The 18,946-nt window shown below is 55.3% G+C and carries 18 protein-coding genes and 1 tRNA gene; 13 read left to right on the forward strand and 6 right to left on the reverse strand.

Annotation, left to right across the window (positions count from 1 at the left end; genetic code table 11):
* The first annotated feature begins 98 nt into the window (after positions 1-98).
* From H4N61_RS17725 to H4N61_RS17755, 7 genes are all read left to right on the forward strand, one after another.
* Positions 99-1,673, forward strand: coding sequence for a site-specific integrase (locus H4N61_RS17725; RefSeq protein ID WP_182394588.1), 1,575 nt, complete (start codon positions 99-101; stop codon positions 1,671-1,673).
* Positions 1,674-1,758: 85 nt separating this feature from the next.
* The gene (locus H4N61_RS17730) at positions 1,759-2,619 is read left to right on the forward strand and encodes a helix-turn-helix transcriptional regulator (RefSeq protein WP_182394589.1); all 861 of its coding nucleotides are present in this window, start codon (positions 1,759-1,761) and stop codon (positions 2,617-2,619) included.
* A 198-nt stretch (positions 2,620-2,817) separates the two neighbouring features.
* Positions 2,818-3,342 (forward strand): RNase H family protein, encoded by a 525-nt coding sequence (locus H4N61_RS17735; RefSeq protein ID WP_182394590.1) that lies wholly within the window; start codon positions 2,818-2,820, stop codon positions 3,340-3,342.
* A 693-nt stretch (positions 3,343-4,035) separates the two neighbouring features.
* Positions 4,036-4,344 (forward strand): hypothetical protein, encoded by a 309-nt coding sequence (locus H4N61_RS17740; RefSeq protein WP_182394591.1) that lies wholly within the window; start codon positions 4,036-4,038, stop codon positions 4,342-4,344.
* 119 nt (positions 4,345-4,463) lie between these two features.
* Positions 4,464-4,778, forward strand: coding sequence for a Bro-N domain-containing protein (locus tag H4N61_RS17745; protein ID WP_248306540.1), 315 nt, complete (start codon positions 4,464-4,466; stop codon positions 4,776-4,778).
* A gap of 282 nt (positions 4,779-5,060) precedes the next feature.
* Positions 5,061-5,702, forward strand: a complete 642-nt coding sequence (locus tag H4N61_RS17750; RefSeq protein ID WP_182394592.1) for a recombinase family protein — start codon at positions 5,061-5,063, stop codon at positions 5,700-5,702.
* A 165-nt stretch (positions 5,703-5,867) separates the two neighbouring features.
* Entirely contained in the window at positions 5,868-7,886 is a 2,019-nt protein-coding gene (locus tag H4N61_RS17755) for an ATP-binding protein (protein ID WP_182394593.1), read from the forward strand.
* A gap of 316 nt (positions 7,887-8,202) precedes the next feature.
* On the opposite strand, the gene lnt is transcribed toward H4N61_RS17755, so the two are convergent.
* Positions 8,203-9,819, reverse strand: a complete 1,617-nt coding sequence (gene lnt / locus H4N61_RS17760) for an apolipoprotein N-acyltransferase (protein ID WP_182394594.1) — start codon at positions 9,817-9,819, stop codon at positions 8,203-8,205.
* 128 nt (positions 9,820-9,947) lie between these two features.
* Here lnt and tsaB point away from each other — a divergent pair, with 128 nt between their 5' ends.
* The 4 genes from tsaB to H4N61_RS17780 are packed head-to-tail and all read left to right on the forward strand — an operon-like array spanning position 9,948 to position 12,313.
* Positions 9,948-10,553, forward strand: coding sequence for a tRNA (adenosine(37)-N6)-threonylcarbamoyltransferase complex dimerization subunit type 1 TsaB (tsaB, locus tag H4N61_RS17765; RefSeq protein ID WP_182394595.1), 606 nt, complete (start codon positions 9,948-9,950; stop codon positions 10,551-10,553).
* The gene (gene rimI / locus H4N61_RS17770; RefSeq protein ID WP_182394596.1) at positions 10,553-11,032 is read left to right on the forward strand and encodes a ribosomal protein S18-alanine N-acetyltransferase; all 480 of its coding nucleotides are present in this window, start codon (positions 10,553-10,555) and stop codon (positions 11,030-11,032) included. Before tsaB ends, rimI begins: the two co-directional genes overlap by 1 nt.
* Positions 11,033-11,066: 34 nt before the next feature.
* Positions 11,067-11,510 carry a Fur family transcriptional regulator gene (locus H4N61_RS17775; RefSeq protein WP_182394597.1) on the forward strand — a complete coding sequence of 148 codons (444 nt, stop codon included), beginning with the start codon at positions 11,067-11,069 and terminating at the stop codon, positions 11,508-11,510.
* Between the two features lie 8 nt (positions 11,511-11,518).
* On the forward strand, positions 11,519-12,313 hold the full coding sequence (locus tag H4N61_RS17780; protein WP_182394598.1) for a lysophospholipid acyltransferase family protein: 795 nt from the start codon (positions 11,519-11,521) through the stop codon (positions 12,311-12,313).
* A 65-nt stretch (positions 12,314-12,378) separates the two neighbouring features.
* Here the strand turns inward: H4N61_RS17780 and H4N61_RS17785 are convergent, their stop codons facing one another.
* The 5 genes from H4N61_RS17785 to H4N61_RS17805 form a co-directional block, all read right to left on the reverse strand.
* The gene (locus tag H4N61_RS17785) at positions 12,379-12,744 is read right to left on the reverse strand and encodes a hypothetical protein (RefSeq protein WP_182394599.1); all 366 of its coding nucleotides are present in this window, start codon (positions 12,742-12,744) and stop codon (positions 12,379-12,381) included.
* Between the two features lie 127 nt (positions 12,745-12,871).
* Positions 12,872-14,179 carry a nicotinate phosphoribosyltransferase gene (pncB, locus tag H4N61_RS17790; RefSeq protein ID WP_182394600.1) on the reverse strand — a complete coding sequence of 436 codons (1,308 nt, stop codon included), beginning with the start codon at positions 14,177-14,179 and terminating at the stop codon, positions 12,872-12,874.
* Positions 14,180-14,269: 90 nt separating this feature from the next.
* Positions 14,270-15,364 (reverse strand): crosslink repair DNA glycosylase YcaQ family protein, encoded by a 1,095-nt coding sequence (locus tag H4N61_RS17795; RefSeq protein WP_182396068.1) that lies wholly within the window; start codon positions 15,362-15,364, stop codon positions 14,270-14,272.
* 189 nt (positions 15,365-15,553) lie between these two features.
* Positions 15,554-15,629: transfer RNA gene (locus H4N61_RS17800), tRNA-Ala, on the reverse strand.
* A gap of 141 nt (positions 15,630-15,770) precedes the next feature.
* Positions 15,771-16,166 (reverse strand): TIGR02300 family protein, encoded by a 396-nt coding sequence (locus H4N61_RS17805; RefSeq protein ID WP_169194363.1) that lies wholly within the window; start codon positions 16,164-16,166, stop codon positions 15,771-15,773.
* Between the two features lie 213 nt (positions 16,167-16,379).
* Between H4N61_RS17805 and cmk the strand changes: the two genes are divergently transcribed.
* Positions 16,380-17,021, forward strand: a complete 642-nt coding sequence (gene cmk, locus H4N61_RS17810) for a (d)CMP kinase (RefSeq protein ID WP_182394601.1) — start codon at positions 16,380-16,382, stop codon at positions 17,019-17,021.
* Positions 17,022-17,205: 184 nt separating this feature from the next.
* Positions 17,206-18,918, forward strand: a complete 1,713-nt coding sequence (gene rpsA / locus H4N61_RS17815) for a 30S ribosomal protein S1 (protein ID WP_182394602.1) — start codon at positions 17,206-17,208, stop codon at positions 18,916-18,918.
* The last annotated feature ends 28 nt before the right edge of the window (positions 18,919-18,946 follow it).

Consider the following 18,946-nt stretch of genomic DNA (forward strand, 5'->3'; position numbering starts at 1 on the left):
AAAACCCGTGTATCCCTCGTGGATGCGCGGGTTTCGTGCTTTAGGGCACTGAGGTTTCTCCGCTTGGTACAAAACTCTGGTACAAAGCGGCCTATTCCATGGGTTACCTTGTTAGAAACCTGACGTTCGACCAAAGCGCTGGTCGGTGGAAATATCGTCGGGTCATTCCCGTTGCGCTCCGGCAGCATATCGACCGGAACATCACTGAGTTTGTCCGCTGGCTCGGCGCGAAAGAAGGCACCTCCAAGACTCCTTCGGCTTCCGTTCTGGCCGCCTGTGCTCAAGCCGTGGCCGAGTGTGAGGCGCTCCTATCCCTTGCCCGTAAGCGCCTCCTCGGTGAGTTCGATCAGCTGGACACTGCTGCTATCCGGCAGGTCATCAAACTCCTCAGGAATGATCTCGCAGAGCCAAGCCGTCGAGGGGCGCTGCTGAAGACCTTGGGTGTTGCGCTGCATGACACTGTTGAAGCTGTAGCTGACCTGCGGAAACAAATGAACTCAGGCGATTCACTAGAGCACCTGCGGGCTTCTGTGGCGGCGCTTTGTGAGCGTTTGGGGCTGATGGTCGACAAGGATGCGGAATGCTTCCAGAGGCTCGCTAGCCGATGTCTGGCAGTGGTGCTTGAGGTGCTCGATCCTGTGGTTGAACCTCGTCCTGTTGCTGTTCCCATCAGGGCAGAATCTCCAAAAAAGCCAGCGGCTTCTGTGGTGCGTAAGGTGAAGCAGACCATCACTGGTCTACCTGAGGCATGGTGGCGTGAGGCCGAGAAGGCTGGGCTGTCTGGGAGCACCAAAGAGGCCTACTTCCGCGTCACTCGGCAGTTCCGAGCGTTCATTGGTCATGATGATGCTGAGCGGGTAACGGCGGCTGATGTGGTCGCCTACAAGGACCATCGGTTGGCACAAGGCACGAGCCTAAAGACCATCAAGGGAACCGACATCTCGGCCCTACGAGTGCTCTTTGGCTGGGCTGTCAGTCAGCAGCTGCTTGGTCACAATCCCGCAGACGGCATCAAGGTGATGAACGCCAAGCGCAAGGTTGAGCGCTCAAAGGGTTTCACTGACGAGGAGGCGCGAGCACTGCTTACTGCGTCCTTCAACTACCAACCGTCAGGCTGGGAAAGCCCGCAGGTGACTGCTGTTCGCCGCTGGGTGCCTTGGCTGATGGCCTATACGGGTGCTCGCGTTGGTGAGGTCGTGCAGCTCCGCAAGGAAGACATCAGGCAAGAAGGTGGTCATTGGGTTATCCGACTGACGCCTGAGGCGGGGACCATCAAGACCAGTGTCTTCCGAGACGTTGTCCTACATCCGCATCTTGTGGAGCTGGGGTTCATCACGTTCGTCCAAAGTCGTCCCTTCGGGCACCTCTTCCTCAAGCTGTTGCAGAAGACCGACAAGGCGGTGCATGGGGGCTTGGAGACCGCCAAGAACCGTGTCCGTGAGTTCGTCAGAACCATCATCACCGATGAGAGGGTGCAGCCCAACCACGCTTGGCGTCATCGCTTTGAGACCACAGCGAGAAGCCTTGGGAGGCGAGAAGACGTCACCAATGCGATCACCGGACACGCCACGGCTGGCGCTGCTGCTGGCTATGGCGAGGTGACCTTGGCGGCTCAGGTGAAGTTCTTCGAGGATTGGCCGAGGACCTTGTTATTAACATGCGACGAGCAATAAACGTTCTGCGTGTTATCTAACTCACTATGCGTGTTGACACCCAACATGTGTGTCTGTACACCATCTGTGTGTGACGGAGGTGTTCATGAATCGAATTCGCAAAATGCGTACGGACCGCGGCCTTAGCCAGAAGCAGCTAGCTGACATGCTGGGGACAACACAACAGACCGTAGGTAGATGGGAAACGGAGAAGGTGCAGCCGAGCGTTGCGTCCCTCCGCGAGATGGCCGAAATATTTGGTTGTCACGTGAGTGATTTGCTCGACGAGCCGACACCTGCTGTCGAGCATGGGGTCGACCTGCTGGATGTCGATGACGTCTTCTGGGGGCATGTCGGGATTAAGCTTCACAAGCAAGAGCGTACGAAGTGGTACCCGATAACCGAAAAGGAATCGCGGCACGTAAACTTTGTGATGAACAGCGGTAAGTCATCATGTGTGGTGACGACCCGAAACAATAGAGTTCTGCTTCTGCAGCTTCCGAATATTCAGAGGATTTGCTTGATTTCTAATAAAGCTTCCAAGCCCGAGATGGACTGGGAAGTAGATGGTAGAGACTGTTCAGGCGTTCCCTTGGATGTTTACAGAGGGCTGTATTCTTGGGTCGCTAAAGAGCTGGATCGGCAAGTAGAGCTTGGGGGGATTTCTCAAGATACCGCGAGATGTGTAGAAGATTTTGCTGTGCTTTACGAAGGCGAAGTGGGTGGGGTCATGAATCTTCTCCATCAGACGGAGGTGCACCATACGAACGGCGACGTGGATAGTTACTGGGCACACTCCACGGACCTTGCCTTCCTTCGCGACGATTTCTGGGAGGATCTCCTGCCTCCGGTCGTTTGGCTTTCGTCTATTGAGCGGGAATATGATCATTACTATCCAAAGCAGACAATCTGCATGGTTGAAGCGCCTTTGCTGCACTTGCTCAAGCATGAGTATGTTGAGGTCTAATGTAATTGCATAATAACAAGTAAGTACGGATGGGGGTATTTTGTAATTATGTCCCCATATTGATAAGTGATTTTCTTGTCGGTCAGTCCGGCTCAGTGGTGTGCAAATTGTATTGCGCACTGCTGCTCAAAAATATCAAGATTTATAAAATGTGGAACTTGGTGCCCTTCTGAGGCGTCAGTGTTGGTGACTTACTGAATGAAAACGAAAGAGCATTTTAAGACTGGCGTTCTGCTGGTCGCGGGCGGCGCTCGCCTTGGGGCTTCTGGTCTAGGGGGAGTAAGTCTGATCAAGCAGCAACTTGAAGAGGATCGCGTTGTGCGACGCAGAGTGTTCTTCAAACGACATCAAGCCGTTTCAAGTCAGATTGAAGCAGAAATGCTAGCAGCAGTCGCTGCCCTGAAACACGCGGTTCAGGATGGCGTGGAGACAATGGTGTTTCGGACCTCGAGCCAACATGTCGTTAAGGGGATGACTGAGTGGATGTCCGGGTGGGAGCAAAATGGTTGGCGAAACAACAAGGGCAAAGAAGTGCTGCACCGTGATCTCTGGTTAATCCTCAGGGAGATTGCCGGCGGTCTGGTTATCAATTGGGAATGGGCGTCAGCAAAATCAGACCCCTTAGTTGCATCGGCTAATGCTGTGGCTGATGACGCTGCTCGCGGCATTTTTAAAGCGGCCAGTGACTTGAAGAAATATCACCCACAACTCTTTGCGGATTAACGCGGACAAGACTGCATGATTCTGAGGAGTGCCTTGGTATCCAATCCTTGGCAGTCCTCAGTGCTGGGATGCGTTTGCAGAAATCTCGCGATACATCAATGATTTGCAGTGCATCCTCTTAAGAGCGACTAGAACTACCTATAGCAGGTTGCCGTGCAGGTTTCCGCCTACGATAACTCTTTGTGCATCACCGACCGTCCTTGCGACCCAGGGTTAACAACCAAGATCATCAACTCGATGAGGGCCGACCAGCGCTACGCTTTGGTTGCGTCTTGTCTTGCTACAACTGTGCGAGCCTTCGGAAACGTAGCCTGTGCTGCGCATTCGTCTGAGGAGCGACCACCACACTTTTCTAATAGCTCGTGCCATGACGAACTTTAAGCGCGAATGGAGTACTTCGAGGAAACGCTGGATCGGAAGACAGGAAAGCTGCTTTCGATCTCACAGGGCGATTGGATCACGGTAACCGAAATGGGAGAGTCCATGGGATTGGGCAAGAAGGAGGTCCGTGTCGTGCTCGTCAAAATGGGGCTCCTTCAGCTTGAGGGGGCGGCTACGCATACTCGCTATAGGCTGCCTCTTTGGGCCGTTGACCAAGGATTGGGACGTCGAATTGAACGAAAAGGAAAGCGTCCATTCGATGTCGTAAGTCCTTTGGGCCAGGCTTGGGTGGCCGCTCGATGGGAGGACACAATGGCGGCTATTGCGGAAGCCAAAGGTGAGGCCGTTCGGATCGCTCAAGCTGCCCTTAAAGCGTTCAAGGATGATCGGGATGCTTATGCGGAAACTTGGGGTCGTCGTGAGATGTCCACTATGCAGGAAGTGGAGTGGCTCGTTTGGAACTTCCCGGAGTTGACCCAATCGGAGATCGCGCAGGCCGTCCATGTGTCTCAGCCTTTGGTCTGTCGGCTGTTGGCGGCGCGACGGGAACGCTTAAGGAAACTGCAAGAGGAGCGTGAGCGTGTCCTTGAGGTGAAGCCGAAAGTCGTCTCTGGCGGTTAGCCCCTAGGTCACCCTGTCGGATCTCCGTGAGTGATACCCCGGTTTATTACCCATGATTATAACATGAGTGAAAGGCTGGGGTATCAGCTCCTCAGGTCCGTAATATCGACCTGCGCTGCGTGGAAATCGACGGTGAACCTTGGTTCGTCGCCCGTGATGTCTGTGAAGCCCTCGGGTTTAAGCAGCACCCAACGAATGGAACCTACGCACACCACCTAGCGGACAATCGTTTTGATGAGGGCGAAAAGTCCCTACAGACGCTCCCTACTATCGTGAATGGTAGGGAAGGAAAACGAAGGGTTGTCTGCGTCTCCGAAAGCGGCCTCTACAAGCTGATCATGCGGAGCGACAAGCCGGAGGCCAAGGACTTCCAGCACTGGGTCACTGCAGTGGTCCTCCCGGCGATCCGGAAGGACGGCAAAAGACCTCGATGATTTTTCCAAAAAGTCTGTGAGCGTATTCGTATATGCCCCTCGGGGAATTTCCCCCCGGTGCCCCCTGTCGCTCTATGCCAATCCGCTTATGCCGCCAACGATCGGCGCGTTGTCGTTGGCCTCGATCGGTCGGCTGGCTGGTGTCGCTGGTTCCCTCGTGATGCCCACTGGGTATACCTCTATGGGCAGTCTGGAAGTCGCCCTCAGGTGCGCCCACAAGGATTGACTTTGATTTGTTGGCAGTCATTTATATGAGCAGAACCTTTGTTGGCAGTTGCTCGTATGTCTCGCACCATCCTCTATGCTCGTGTCTCCACCGTCGATCAGAACCTCGATCACCAGCGTACCCAAGCCGAAGCTGCTGGGTTCGTCATTGATGAAGTCATTGCCGACCACGGGCAGTCAGGTGTCACCACCGCACTGGCCGACAGACCAGAGGGTAAGCGCCTATACGACAAGCTGCGCCGTGGGGATGTGCTGGTCGTTCGCTGGGTGGATCGCTTGGGGCGCAACTATCAGGACGTAACAGACGCCATTCGTCACTTCATGCGCCAAGGGGTGATCATCAGGACTGTCATAAACAACCTGACCTTCGATGGAGCCACAAAAGACCCGATGCAGGAAGCTGTCAGGGACGCGCTGATCGGCTTTATGGCGGCGACGGCTCAGGCTCAAGCGGAGGCTACCAAGGAGGCTCAGAAGGCCGGGATCGCTGACGCAAGAGCGAAGGAGCCGGAGAAGTACCGAGGGCGCAAGCCTAGCTTCACACGGGACCAGTTGAACACCATGCGGGACATGCTGGCTGCTGGAGCAGGAGCTTCGGCCATTGCCAAAGCCACGGGTCTCACTAGGCCAACGGTCCAGCGGCTTCGGAATGATCTTCCAGCGGCAGAGCTGGTGTTGGCGAAATGGGAATTAGTTTAGCGAGTTTAAATAGCCAATCGTCCTTGAATAATCAGACGAAATCGATCTCCTTGTGGGGGGGGCATCTATTCTTCGGATTTGTATCATCCCACGTTTTTTTTAGATTGATTTATAGTAGTGGTGTCCTGATACTTCTTTGGTTTATCAAGCTTTGCGGGGGGGGCTATGAAGCTAAATTTTGAAGGGCGGCTCAGCAACATGAGGTTGCCAGACGGAGCTACTGCTCTCGTATACTCTGTATTTGAGGGGGTCATGAATGGGATACAGGCGATAGAGGAGCGCTTCACCGTTCATGAGGCTGCAAACAAAGGGAAAATCCTCGTTGAGATCCACAAGGAGAACAAGCGGCTGTCAGCGATCAAGATAGGTGACAACGGCATCGGCCTTTCGGACGCTCATCTAGAAGCCTTTAACGAGTGTGATACACGGTCGAAGGCTGCCATCGGGGGGCGGGGTGTTGGTCGCTTGGTTTGGCATAAGGCGTTTGATCGGGTCGCGGTTCAAAGTACCACCGACTCACTCTTAGGCAGCCTTAAAGTGTCTTTCGACTTTCGACCCGAAATGGAAGAATCTCGGTCTGACTTAAAGGTAGATGAGGTCCAGGCGACTGAGTCTGGAACGGCCATTACCCTTAGCGGACCTTTGGACCCAGATCTTACGCTTGCTTCGGCTTCGCTTACGCGCAGCTTATGCCTCCACTTTTTTCCATTCTTCCTCGCTGGCAGTATGCCAAACTTGGTAGTCGTAGAGGGGAAAAGACAGATAGACGTTGGGGAATATGTATCTGAGCGAATGTCTGTCGAGTTGTCTGAGGAATTAGATCTTAAGGGGCAAATTGGCGTACTTCGGATATCGCATGTTTATGCCGATCCCAAAATTGCCCGGAAGCTGGTCAATAGCATATTACTGACAGCTCAAGGTCGTGTCGTAGATGCCATTGAGATCGAAAAAAAGTTTGCGTTGCGGCAGCTCTCAAATCATCGGGCGTATGTTTGCGTTGTTGAGGGGGCATTTTTAAATGACAAGGTGGATCAAGAAAGGACGAGCTTTAAAGCGCGTCCTGAGGAGCTTGAACGAATACGAGAAGCTGTGATCGACGCAGCGGAAAAGTTCTTAGCGGCTCATATTGATCAGATAAGGCAAACTCAGAAGAGGTTTGTCATCAGTTTACTTGAGGAACACCCACAGTTAGCGGTCTCAGTTACCGACGTTGACGGTTACGTGAAAAGCTTGTCGCCGGGCATGAACGACGAAGATATCGGCAAGACGCTGTTTACGCTCCTATATCGCCGCGAACGGAAGTTGAAAGCAGAAATCAATCACTTAGGCTCTCAGCCCGAGGATTTGCCCGAACAGGTCGACGCTAATGTTGCTAGGCTTTTGCACCAAGTGAATGAGGGCGCGAAGCTGCGACTAGCAGAGTACACCATAAAGCGACACCAAGTAATACAGATAGCAAAGTCTCTTCTAAAAAGTTTGGATGATTCGTCTCGAAAGTACGCCTTAGAAAAGACGGTTCATGATCTTATTTGTCCGATGGGGACAATTCTTTCGTCCAAAGAGTACGCAAGCCATAATCTCTGGTTAGTTGACGAGCTTCTCTCCTGTTATCAATTTTTTGCCTCTGACAAGACCCTGTCGTCAATATCCGACTCAAGTAGCACCAAAGAGCCTGATCTGGTATTTTTGAATCCATTTGGATTTAGGCGCGAAGGAACAAATGACCCGGTGGTCATCGTTGAATTCAAGCGACCGGGTGACGAAAAAACTTCCAGCGATCCGATAGATCAAGTTCTGACCTACGTTGAGCGCCTCAGAAGCAGAACTGTCCGCGACGTTGAGGGGCAGGTCGTCGATGAAATTGGCGAACACACCCCATTCGAGTGCATCGTAGTATGTGACCTCACCGAGGGGACGAGAGCAAAGCTTCGTCGTAGCATTGTGCAGACTCCCACACCTGATGGCCTTGGTTTCTATGGTTACTCACCAATTCACCGTGCCTCCATAAGGGTGCTGAGCTATCGCAAGATGTTTCGTGACGCAGAGGCTCGAAATATGAACTTCTTCAGGAATTTGGGGTTGCTACCTGAAGAGGTGGAGGCGGCTTTAAAGGTAACTATGCAATCGGGGGGCGCTTTGACAGCAGATGCCCTGGGTTCCGACGAAGTTGTGGCTGCAGAATAGGAAGGCGTCATTCACGGAAAACGGTAGACCGGACAATGATCTCGCCAAGATGCTGATCTGCTCAAAGGAAATATGACGGTAGGCGCTTGACCTCGTCGTCAAACCCTTGATACAAACCCGTTGAACGCGGCGGACCTAAGTGTTTGACCTAGAAGAGTTATTGGTGAAAAACCCGTTAATCTTCTTCTGGGCACCAATCCTTCTCGAAAACCCGTGTATCCCTCGTGGATGCGCGGGTTTCGTGCTTTAGGGCACTGAGGTTTCTCCGCTTGGTACAAAACTCTAGTACAAAGCGCGGGTTTTTACCCTTCTAGGGTCAGATCAGGCGCTGGCGTCTGATCCGGGCGTGGGCGACAAAGCCGGCCAAGATGCTTCCCAAAACCGCGAGTAAGAAGGGCCAGTGGCGCAGCTGTGCGAACAGCGTGCTGTCTAGCCGCTCATGGGGACGGACATCGAGAGCGCCCATTTCACCCGGCGAGAGTTGTGCCGTGATGCGACCCAGTGGGTCGGTGGCATAGGTGAGGCCGGTATTGGCGACACGAATGAGGCTCATGCCTTCTTCGACGGCGCGAATTCGGGCGTGGTGCGCGTGCTGGCTGGGGCCGTAGGACGCATCGAACCAAGCGTCATTGGTGACATTGAGCAGGAAGCCTGCATTGGCGGTTTCGCCAAGATCGCCGGAAAACAAAATTTCGTAACAGATCAGAACCAGAGCGTTGATGCCGCCGGGCAGGGTCATCAAGCGGCGCTTGGCGTCGCCTGCAGCCCAACCATCCGACCCGGGCACGAATTGCTGCACGCCAATTTTGGCCAGGAGCTCGTCAAACGGCAGATATTCACCAAAGGGGACGAGATGGGATTTGTCGTAGCTCGAGACGATCTCGCCTTCGGTGTCGACAACGATCACTGAATTGTATGGTTTGCCTGAGGCGTCCGCTGCATCCAATGCATAGGGACGGCGTGGCGCGCCGGTGATGAGGCTAGCTTGCGGGGGCAGGAGGCGTGCGATCCGGGTGAGGGCCTCTGGATAAGCTTCCAAGTAGAAGGGAAGACTCGATTCTGGCCAAACGAGATGGGTGATATCGGCCAAGCCTTGATCGCTCGGGTCCATGCGCATTTCCGACAACATGGTGAGGCGGTCGATGAGTGCGACTGGGTCGACATTGCCAAAATCGCTGTGCTCATAAACCAGTGGCTGCACGAGGCGCATATGCATGTCGGTGCGCTCGGTGACTGGTGTGGTGTTGAGCCGGTTCCAGCCATAGCCAAGCATGGAGGCGACGACAAAGATGGCGCCAACGAAGGGCGCCAATCGCCGGGACCAATTGCGATCATCTGCCGGCCAAATCAGGGCAGGAGTCGCGGCAATCAACGGCGCGATAAAGCTTAGGCCATAGACGCCGACCAGTGAGCTTGCCTGCATCAATTCTTCGGTTGCGGTGAGGCTGTAGCCGAGCAGATCAAACGGAAAACCGGTGAGCACATGGCCGCGAGCAAATTCTGCAGCGGCAAGCCAGCCAGCGAGAGTAAAAATACGCGTGCCCCCGTGGCTCCAGCTCATATGAGCAAAGGCACTGGCCAGACCCCAGAAGATAGCGATCAGCGCTGAGAGCGCCAGGATGGCAAATGGCATGGCTGCGACGAACCAGCCCCCATCGACGAAAAACGCCGCGCCCAGCCAATGAAAGCTAACGAGGAAATACCCAAGGCCGAAAGCAAAGCCAATGGAGAAGGCGGGGCCGAAGAGGCGCTTAAGCCCTTTGCCGCGTTCCGCACCATCGAGAGCCCAGATCCAAATGGGCATGGCGACGAACAGCGCTGGCAGAAGGAAAAAGGGAGGGACAGAAAGCCCTGCAACAAGGCCTGCCAGCAGCAGGATCAGGAACCGGCGCCATCCCTGGCTCAGCATCGTCGTTTCAGCGAGCCATGTCATATCGAGATACGCAGCGAATCAATGGGCATAAAGGCAAGGTGGTCGCAGTGGGGTGAGGCGTCAAGGCGGTGGACTCAAGCCATTTTGAGCGATAGTGCCTGTTAGAACCCGCCTTGGGAGATCCTCGCTTGCCCGCAATTACCCTTGCTATCGACACAGCTGCTCCGCGCCTTCAGTTGGGCCTGCTCTTGGCAGACGGTACCAGCGATTTCATCGTTGATGACATCGCCAAAGGGCACGCGGAAATTCTCTTCGCGCGTCTCGACACTTTGCTGTCGCGGAACAACGTCTCCAACGCTGATATTGAGCGCATCGCAGTCACCACTGGCCCGGGCTCGTTCACCGGTCTGCGCATCGGTCTTTCCGCAGCGCGCGGCCTCGGTGTCGCCCGCAAAATACCCGTGCTGGGCATTCCAAGCTTGCAAGCGCTTTCGCTGACCGTGGCGAGCGGTCCGGTGGTAATTTTCTTGGATGCCCGCCGCGACGAAGCCTATTTTCAGACGTTCTCGGCCCCCGGCGTTCCGAAAACTGCCGCGCGACTGCTGCCGCTTGAAGAGGCGCGCGCTGCTATTTCCCATGAGGCGACCTTGGTCGATAGCCCCTTTATCGATATCGTCGCTATGGCTCGTTTTGCTGCCGAACAAGATGTCGCCGACTATCCGCCACATGCGAGCTATGTGCGCGATGCCGACGCCAAGCCACAAAACGCGTCCCGCATTCCAAGGCGCGTCTGATGGATAAGCTGTGGTTGGCCCCGCAAGGGCTGCATATCGAACCAGCAGAGCCTTCTGATGCGGCCGCCTTGGCGAAAATCCATGCTGGATCATTTTATCGCGGCTGGTCGAGCGAAGAGTTCTCCAACTTTATCGCCGACAAGGCGACACCAACCTATGTGGCTTGTGATGCAAAGCGCCGCATTGCCGGCTTTGCGGTTATTCGCACTGTGCTCGACGAGGCCGAGCTTCTCACCATCGCGGTTGATAAAAAGTGGCGCAACAAGCGCTTAGGACGTGCGCTGCTCGATGCGGTGTTTGCTGATCTGCTGATGAGCCCAGTGACCACCATGTTTCTGGAAGTCGACGAGCAGAACACCCCCGCGATCCGCCTCTACGAACATCACGGCTTTAAGGCCGTGTCGAAGCGGAAGGGGTATTATCCACGCCCCGATGGCTCGGCAGCCACCGCGCTTGTCATGACGCGCGATCTTGGTTAACCCGGTTGTTTATAGTGCGCGCGGGAGCGGAAACATGACCAAACTCACATCTGATCCCACCCTCGAGGAAGCATGCGTTGCTAAAGGCATGCGCATGACGGATCAGCGGCGCGTAATCGCCGCGGTGATCGAAGAAAGCACCGACCATCCCGATGTGGAAGAGCTTTACCGTCGCGCCTCGGCGATTGACGGACGCATTTCGCTGTCGACGGTCTACCGCACAGTTAATCTATTTGAAGAAGCTGGCTTAGTTACCAAGCATGATTTCAAGGACGGTCGCGCCCGTTTTGAGCTCATCCCTGATGAGCACCATGATCATCTGATCGACATTCGCACTGGCACGGTCATCGAGTTCCGAAATGAGGAAATCGAGGCTATCCAAGAAGTTATCGCAAAGCGCCTTGGCTATAAGCTCGTCGACCATCGGCTTGAGCTCTACGCCGTGCCTCTAAACGCCCCCAAGACTAAGCAGGACTAACGCGTCTCATGATTTTCAGGACTATCTTTTTCCTGTTCATCCTTGTCCCCTACATCATCATCGCCTTGCCGATCCAATGGGTGATCGTCAAGCTGGATATGAAGTGTTGGCAGTATGTCCCGCGGGGCTTCCATAAGCTCAGCTGTATTCTGCTCGGCCTGCGCGTCCGCGCTATTGGCACGCCGTCCGAAGGTCGGCCCACGCTCATGGTGTCAAACCACATTGCTTGGACCGACATTATCGCTATCGGCTCACAAGCGCCGGTGACGTTCGTTGCCAAGCGCGAAGTTGGTGGCTGGCCGATCGTCAAGCAGCTCGCTTATCTGCAGCGCACGATTTACGCTGACCGCAATCGACGCTCGGAAACCGGACGCACCGCAGAAGCAATGGGCAAGCACATTGCCGACGGTCATTCTGTCGTGTTGTTCGCCGAAGGCCAATCGGACATTGGCACCCACGTGTTGCCGTTCCGCTCGGCCTTGGTTGGCGCCGCTCAGATGGCGATAGCTGGAGCTGGGGCGAAGGACGTTGTGCTGCAGCCCGTGACGATTGCCTATACCAAGCTGCAGGGCCTCCCCATCAGCCGCAATGAGCGTTCGCTGATCTCGTGGTCGAAATCCAATTCCCTTGGTCAGAACCTACGCGAAATCTTTGGCGGCTCGATCAAGGACATTACAGTAGCCTTTGGCACGCCCATGCCACTGACGGCGACCACTGATCGCAAGCTGGTCACCAAAGCCGCCGAAGACGTCGTTCGGGCCAATCTGGTGGCGCTCAATCGCGGTGGTGAAGTCCGCGTTTAGCCGTCTCAGCCCGGCTATCGAAAACATTTTGGGCGCGCTCATCCTGCAGATGGCGCGCCCAAGTTTTATTCAGGGGTGCTGTTTGAGGCCGCTGGATGCAGAATATCGCTCGGCGTAGCGAAGTCATCATTTGAAGCCATCGGCGCATCCGCTGGAAATACTTTGCCCGATAGTGGCTCTGGGCCAGAGGAGAGGCGCGATTTAAGCCGTCCGATGATGTCGGCTGCCTTCACCATCAGGGACAACTCAATATCGTCCCCAGGCGTGCCTTCAACTGCGTCTATCCAGACCGGTACAAAAATTTCATGCTCGATGAGGCGTCCGCCGATGGTCTCGGCAAGAACGGCGCGCACTTTACCCGTGATCCTATTTTGCAGACGAGGATGGCTGTGGCGCTCTGACAGCGCAATGTCGATCAGCTCTAAGGTCATGAATTCCTACGGCTCTTTGCGAGCTCGTGACCAAATTGGCCCGGTTAAGTTCATAACCCCTTAACGACACAAGTGTGGCTTTAGTTCTCCCCAGTTGGGAATTTTTGGTCACAGTTTTGTTAGCTGGTTAAACGACGACAGCCTTCTCGACGCGTCCAGATTCTCCGAACACTCGTAGGTATCTTTCAATCTGAGATTTTTGTCCGGTGGCCTTCGCAGGATTGTCTGAGAGCTTAACGGCAGGTCGGCCATTTGCCTCACTCACCTTGGCAACCAGTGAGATGGGTTTGAGCGCCCTTTGCGGGACGGGAGAGCATCCCTCAAAGTCGTTTGTGAGGTTGGTGCCCCAGCCAAAGCTCATACGAACCTTGCCCTCAAAGTGCAAATAGGCTTCCTCGATCATGTCGACGTCGAGCCCATCCGAAAAGATCAGCAGCTTTTCTTTCGGATCGCGGCCACGCGATTTCCAGAAATCGATGATCTTTTCGCCGCCTTCAATGGCCGGGGCGCTATCGGGCCGGAAACCAGTCCAATCGGCGACCCAATCAGGTGCATCGCGGAGGAATGCGTCTGTGCCAAAGGCATCTGGCAGGACGATGAGGAGATTGCCTCCATAATAGCTCTTCCAGTCCTGTAGGACGCGGTAGGGCGCTTCGCGCAATTCCTCGTCGGAACGTGCAAGGGCCGCAAGCACCATGGGCAGCTCATGGGCGTTGGTCCCGAGCGCTTCGAGGTCGGTATCCATCGCCAGCTTTACGTTGGACGTGCCGGTAAAATTATCGCCAATCCCTTCCTTGAGCGCTTCAACGCACCAGCGCTGCCAAAGGAATGAGTGCCGACGACGCGTGCCGAAATCTGAAATTTTGAGGTCGGGCAGTTTCTTGAGCCGCTCGACCTTGTCCCACATTTTAGCTTTCGCACGGGCATAGAGCACGTCGAGCTCGAACGGGCCAAATTCCTTCATGGCGGCGCGGGAGCGCAATTCATTGATGATCGCGAGGGCCGGAATTTCCCACATGGTGGTTTCAACCCACGGGCCGGGGAATTCCAAAATGAACTGGCCATCGCGCTTTTCGAGGCGATACTCGGGCAGCTGGAAGTTTTCGAGCCAGCGCAAAAAGCCAGGCTGGAAAATCTGCCGCGAGCCATAAAAGCTGTTACCGGCCAGCCAGATCATTTCTTTTTTCGAGAGGCGCAGCGTGCGGCAGTGGTCAAGCTGGGCGCGCAATTCGTCAATGTCGATCTCTTCCGCCAGCTTAACGCTATTGGTTCGATTGATCAGGGAGAAGGTGGCTTCGACCTTGGGATACAGCCCCCAGATCATCTGCATCATCAACAGCTTATAGAAGTCCGTATCCAGCAGACTGCGCACGATCGGATCGAGCTTCCATGTGTGGTTATAAACACGACGGGCAATATCGGTATAAGTCGCCAAAAGCAGCCTCCCAAGATCGGCGGCAGTTTGTACCGTTTTGTCTTCGCAATGGAAAGTCGTCAGAGCACGGCTTCGTCAGATGCACCCGTTTTATCCGCGCAGTTGAAACGATTCAAACCGGCCCAATTCTGCATCGATCGCCGCTTTGCTCTCGGCTGTTGGCGTTTCACGCCAAACGAAATTCTGCACGTTTAGCGTTTTAGTGCTGCGGTCGGTTTTGAGGTCGACCACGGCGGCAACGCGGTCTCCGATCAAAACAGGTAGAGCGAAATAGCCGTATTTGCGTTTTGCTGCTGGCACATAGGCCTCAAACACATGGCTATAATCAAAGACCATCTCGAGGCGTTTGCGCAGAATGATCAGCGGATCAAAGGGCGATAGAATATGCACGAGCTCTGGGTCGATTGAGTGTTCTGTTTCGAGCGTCTCAGGCTTTGCCCAATGCGCGATTTTTTCTGCGCCTTCCAGCGCTACAGCCACCAATTGCTTGCGTCTGACGCGTGCTTCGATCGCCTCGTTGACCGCCTTCTTCATGCCTGCGTTGAGGTGACAGACGGAGGCGAGTGAGACGACCCCCTGCGCTTGCAAGGCGCGGTCGAGGAGATAATTGGCCGTTTGGTTTTCGGTCGCGCGTCTTGGCGGTGTTTGCCACTCAAAATGCCGCTGGGTCAGCTCATAGGTTTTGAGCATGCCAGCGCGTTCTGAAATGGTCACGAGCCCTTGGAAGAACATCAACTGAAGCACGCGTTTAGACGGCTTTTTGCTACCCCAAGCATGGGTCTTCTCGATGAGGACATCATCCTCAATGTCTCGGATCGAGAGGGGGCCTTCGTTGAGGAGGCGCTGGGTCATGGCTTTGACTTCAGCGGTGGTGACAGACCCGAACCAGGTCGACGGGGTGTCGCGAAACTTTTGCATGGCCGCGCCGAAGAACCGAAAATCAGCACTGGGCACATAGCTCAACGCATGGGTCCAATATTCAAAAATGCTTTTGTTCTGGCTTTGGAGCTGCGCGAGGTCGGCTCGTGAATAGTCTGGTATGCGCGAAAATAGAATGTGGTGGTGGCAGCGTTCGATCACATTGATCGTGTCGATTTGCACATATCCCAACTGCTCGATTGCCGCTTGTGCCGCGGCGGGCCCAGCCCCAAATGGCGCGCGCTCATCGAGCCTTTGCGCTGCCATCCAAATGGCGCGGGCGTGACTGCGTGGGAGGACGCGTTTTGTTTCGATTGCCACAACTGTCTCCCCAGGACCGCAAATAGAGCGCGTTCATGGTTTGATCTTATATCGCGGAGGGTTGCAGTCAACCAAGAGGCGAACGCGAGAGAGCGGTTGCGCAACATACGATCAAAAAATTTTGGAGAAGAAGGATGGTGGAGCCTAGCGGGATCGAACCGCTGACCTCTTGCATGCCATGCAAGCGCTCTCCCAGCTGAGCTAAGGCCCCATATTCCTTGGGTCGTTCCGTCCGGGTTGCTGTCTGGAACGAGGGGGAAACTAGTGGAAGGTTTTGCTGGGCGCAAGGCCTTCGGTTCACTTTTTTATCTGGCCGGTGGAAAACTCCATCCGGCCAGAAAAGTGTTTGGAATCAGCGCTCTTCGTCGCTGCCAACGTCGAAGCCAAGACCATCGTCTTCATCTTCGTCTTCTTCAAGGAACACGTCCTCTTCGTCGTCGCCGAGGTCTTCTTCAACCTCTACGTCTTCGACGTCAGGGATGTCGTCACCGGCTTCTTCGGCGTCAGCGTCTTCGAGGCTGACGATTTCTGGACCGGTGTCTTCGATCTCTTCTTCATCGTCCAACTCGTCTTCGTCATCGGCCTTGCGCGCCGTTGCCGGGCCGGCCTTGCCGGTCAGCTGTTCGAAGAACGAACGCGGATAGCTCTTGCCGGTGTAGGGCGAAACGATCGGATCCTGATTGAGGTCGTAGAACTTCTTGCCGGTATCGGGGTCAGTGCGCTTGGTGCCGCGCTCAGAGTTGGCCATTTTCCATGCCTCGAACGAAAAGGGAAAGGACGGGCGCGGCAATAACGCCGCTCGCGCCCAAGTCGGTCAGTTCGGTTAGGGGAGAAGATTTAGGCTGTCAAACGTTAAATGTTTGCGGGCCTATCTGCGGGGCAGTGGGCCGCAGCTCTTGCCGCATCGCCCAGCTCTCGTTATCGCTTTGAGAACAACCAGATGGCAGCCGGAGCTTGGCCCATGATTATCGCTGTTGATGGCCCCGCCGCTTCGGGCAAAGGAACGCTCGCTGTTGGGCTCGCCAAGCACTACCACCTGCCTCATCTCGACACGGGCCTGCTTTACCGCGCTGTCGGACTCGCGATCGCAGACCAGATCGACACCCCGGAGATGGAGGCAGCTGCCATTGCCGCGGCGAAGAATCTAGATGTTGGTCATCTCGGCGATGTGATCGCGCTGACCACGGCAGAGGTCGGCGTGTTCGCGAGTAAAATCGCGGTCATCGGTGCGGTGCGTGAGGCGCTGTTTGATTTTCAGCGTGATTTTGCCCAGCAACCGGGCGGCGCTGTGCTTGATGGGCGCGATATCGGCACCAATATCTGCCCAGATGCCGATGTGAAGCTCTTCATCCAGGCGGACAGCAAGGCGCGTATGGAGCGTCGGGCACGCCAGCTTGAAGCGCGCGGAGAAAGCGTCGACCGCTATGCTCTCTTCCATCAGATCGAGCAGCGCGACGCCCGAGACATGCAGAATCCCAATGGCGGGTTCTATAAGGCGCAAGACGCGCACTTGCTCGATACGACTCTTCTCGGTATAGAAGCGGCACTTCGCGCTGCGGTTGCGATTGTCGACGAGGCTATGGCGCTCAAGGCAGAGAGATAACTCTCTCTAATTTCCTCCTTGGGCCCGGCACTTCTGGCAATCACCTAAAGCACGGGCCGAACCGGACTAAAGAAATCTCCTGATGTTGGAAGCGGTGCTCCGTGCGCCGGCTTTGGTTTTTCCAAGGCGGACCCGTACCACTCAGGTGAATAACCCCAAACCACCGGCGCTCTGGAGACAGAATTTGGCACAGAACACTGTGACGAAAGACGATTTCGAATCCATGCTGCTCGACTCCTTTGTCGACAACGATGCCGCTGAAGGCACCGTTGTACGCGGCAAAGTCGTCGCCATCGAAAAAGACCTCGCGATCATCGACGTTGGTCTGAAGACCGAAGGCCGCGTGCCGCTGAAGGAATTCGGCGCAGCAGGCCGTGACGGCACCATCACTGTAGGTTCGGAAGTCGAGGTCTATGTTGACCGCGTCGAGAACGCTATGGGTGAAGCCGTTCTTTCGCGCGAAAAGGCTCGCCGCGAAGAGAGCTGGGTCAAGCTCGAAGTTAAGTACACCGCTAACGAGCGCGTTGAAGGCACCATCTTCAACCAGGTTAAGGGTGGCTTCACCGTTGACCTCGAAGGCGCAGTTGCCTTCCTGCCACGTTCGCAGGTCGATATTCGCCCAATCCGCGATATCGCTCCGCTGATGAACGTTCCGCAGCCGTTCCAGATTCTCAAGATGGACAAGCGTCGCGGCAACATCGTTGTCTCGCGTCGTGCAATCCTGGAAGAATCGCGCGCAGAACAGCGTTCGGAAATCGTCCAGCAGCTCGAAGAAGGCCAGGTTGTTGACGGCGTCGTCAAGAACATCACCGATTACGGTGCGTTCGTTGACCTCGGCGGCATCGACGGCCTGCTGCACGTCACAGACATCGCATGGCGTCGTGTTAACCACCCATCTGAAGTGCTCACGATCGGCGAAACCATCAAGGTTCAGATCGTTCGCATCAATCATGAATCCCATCGTATTTCGCTGGGCATGAAGCAGCTTCAGGCGGATCCGTGGGAAGGCATCGAAGCCAAGTACCCAATCAACGCTAAGTTCACTGGCCGCGTGACCAACATCACCGACTATGGTGCTTTCGTTGAGCTGGAACCAGGCATCGAAGGTCTGATCCACGTCTCCGAAATGAGCTGGACCAAGAAGAACGTTCACCCAGGCAAGATCGTATCGACTTCGCAGGAAGTTGACGTGGTTGTGCTCGAGGTTGATGCTGACAAGCGTCGTATCTCGCTCGGTCTCAAGCAGACCCTGCAGAACCCATGGGAAGCGTTTGCTGAAAAGAACCCTGTTGGCTCCACCATCGAAGGTGAAGTCAAGAACAAGACCGAATTCGGTCTGTTCATCGGTCTTGAAGGCGACGTGGACGGCATGGTTCACCTCTCCGACCTCGACTGGCAGAAGTCGGGCGAAGTTGCTCTGGAAGACTACAACCGCGGTGACATGGTTTCGGCCAAGGTCCTCGATGTTGACGTCGAAAAGGAACGCATCTCGCTCGGTATCAAGCAGCTCGCTGCTGACGACCTCGCAGAAACTTCCGCTGCTGCTGGCGAAACCGGCGGTCTGCGTAAGAACGCTGTTGTCACCACCGAAGTCATCGAAGTCAACGAAGGCGGCATCGAAGTCCGTATCGCTGACAGCGAAGTCACCTCCTTCATCCGTCGTGCTGACCTCTCCCGCGATCGTAACGATCAGCGTCCAGAGCGTTTCAGCAAGGGTGAAAAGGTCGACGCACGCGTCACCCAGTACGACCGCAAGACCGGCCGCATCCAGCTCTCGATCAAGGCGCTCGAAATCGCCGAAGAACGTGAAGCAGTGGCTAACTTCGGTTCGTCCGATTCGGGCGCATCGCTTGGCGACATCCTCGGCGCAGCTCTCAAGGGCCGCGACGACAAGTAAGAGCTTCTGCTCCTATTTGACAAAAATT

The sequence above is a fragment of the Devosia sp. MC521 genome (assembly GCF_014127105.1).
Lineage (GTDB): Bacteria > Pseudomonadota > Alphaproteobacteria > Rhizobiales > Devosiaceae > Devosia.

Excerpts from the sequence above, each read along its gene's own strand:
- H4N61_RS17785 (WP_182394599.1), bottom strand. The coding sequence starts at position 12,744 with ATGACCTTAGAGCTGATCGACATTGCGCTGTCAGAGCGCCACAGCCAT.
- H4N61_RS17795 (WP_182396068.1), bottom strand. The coding sequence starts at position 15,364 with ATGGCAGCGCAAAGGCTCGATGAGCGCGCGCCATTTGGGGCTGGGCCC.
- H4N61_RS17750 (WP_182394592.1), top strand. The coding sequence starts at position 5,061 with ATGTCTCGCACCATCCTCTATGCTCGTGTCTCCACCGTCGATCAGAAC.
- H4N61_RS17755 (WP_182394593.1), top strand. The coding sequence starts at position 5,868 with ATGAAGCTAAATTTTGAAGGGCGGCTCAGCAACATGAGGTTGCCAGAC.
- H4N61_RS17775 (WP_182394597.1), top strand. The coding sequence starts at position 11,067 with ATGACCAAACTCACATCTGATCCCACCCTCGAGGAAGCATGCGTTGCT.
- H4N61_RS17740 (WP_182394591.1), top strand. The coding sequence starts at position 4,036 with ATGGCGGCTATTGCGGAAGCCAAAGGTGAGGCCGTTCGGATCGCTCAA.
- cmk (WP_182394601.1), top strand. The coding sequence starts at position 16,380 with ATGATTATCGCTGTTGATGGCCCCGCCGCTTCGGGCAAAGGAACGCTC.
- H4N61_RS17805 (WP_169194363.1), bottom strand. The coding sequence starts at position 16,166 with ATGGCCAACTCTGAGCGCGGCACCAAGCGCACTGACCCCGATACCGGC.
- H4N61_RS17780 (WP_182394598.1), top strand. The coding sequence starts at position 11,519 with ATGATTTTCAGGACTATCTTTTTCCTGTTCATCCTTGTCCCCTACATC.
- H4N61_RS17735 (WP_182394590.1), top strand. The coding sequence starts at position 2,818 with ATGAAAACGAAAGAGCATTTTAAGACTGGCGTTCTGCTGGTCGCGGGC.
- rimI (WP_182394596.1), top strand. The coding sequence starts at position 10,553 with ATGGATAAGCTGTGGTTGGCCCCGCAAGGGCTGCATATCGAACCAGCA.
- H4N61_RS17725 (WP_182394588.1), top strand. The coding sequence starts at position 99 with ATGGGTTACCTTGTTAGAAACCTGACGTTCGACCAAAGCGCTGGTCGG.
- lnt (WP_182394594.1), bottom strand. The coding sequence starts at position 9,819 with ATGACATGGCTCGCTGAAACGACGATGCTGAGCCAGGGATGGCGCCGG.
- H4N61_RS17730 (WP_182394589.1), top strand. The coding sequence starts at position 1,759 with ATGAATCGAATTCGCAAAATGCGTACGGACCGCGGCCTTAGCCAGAAG.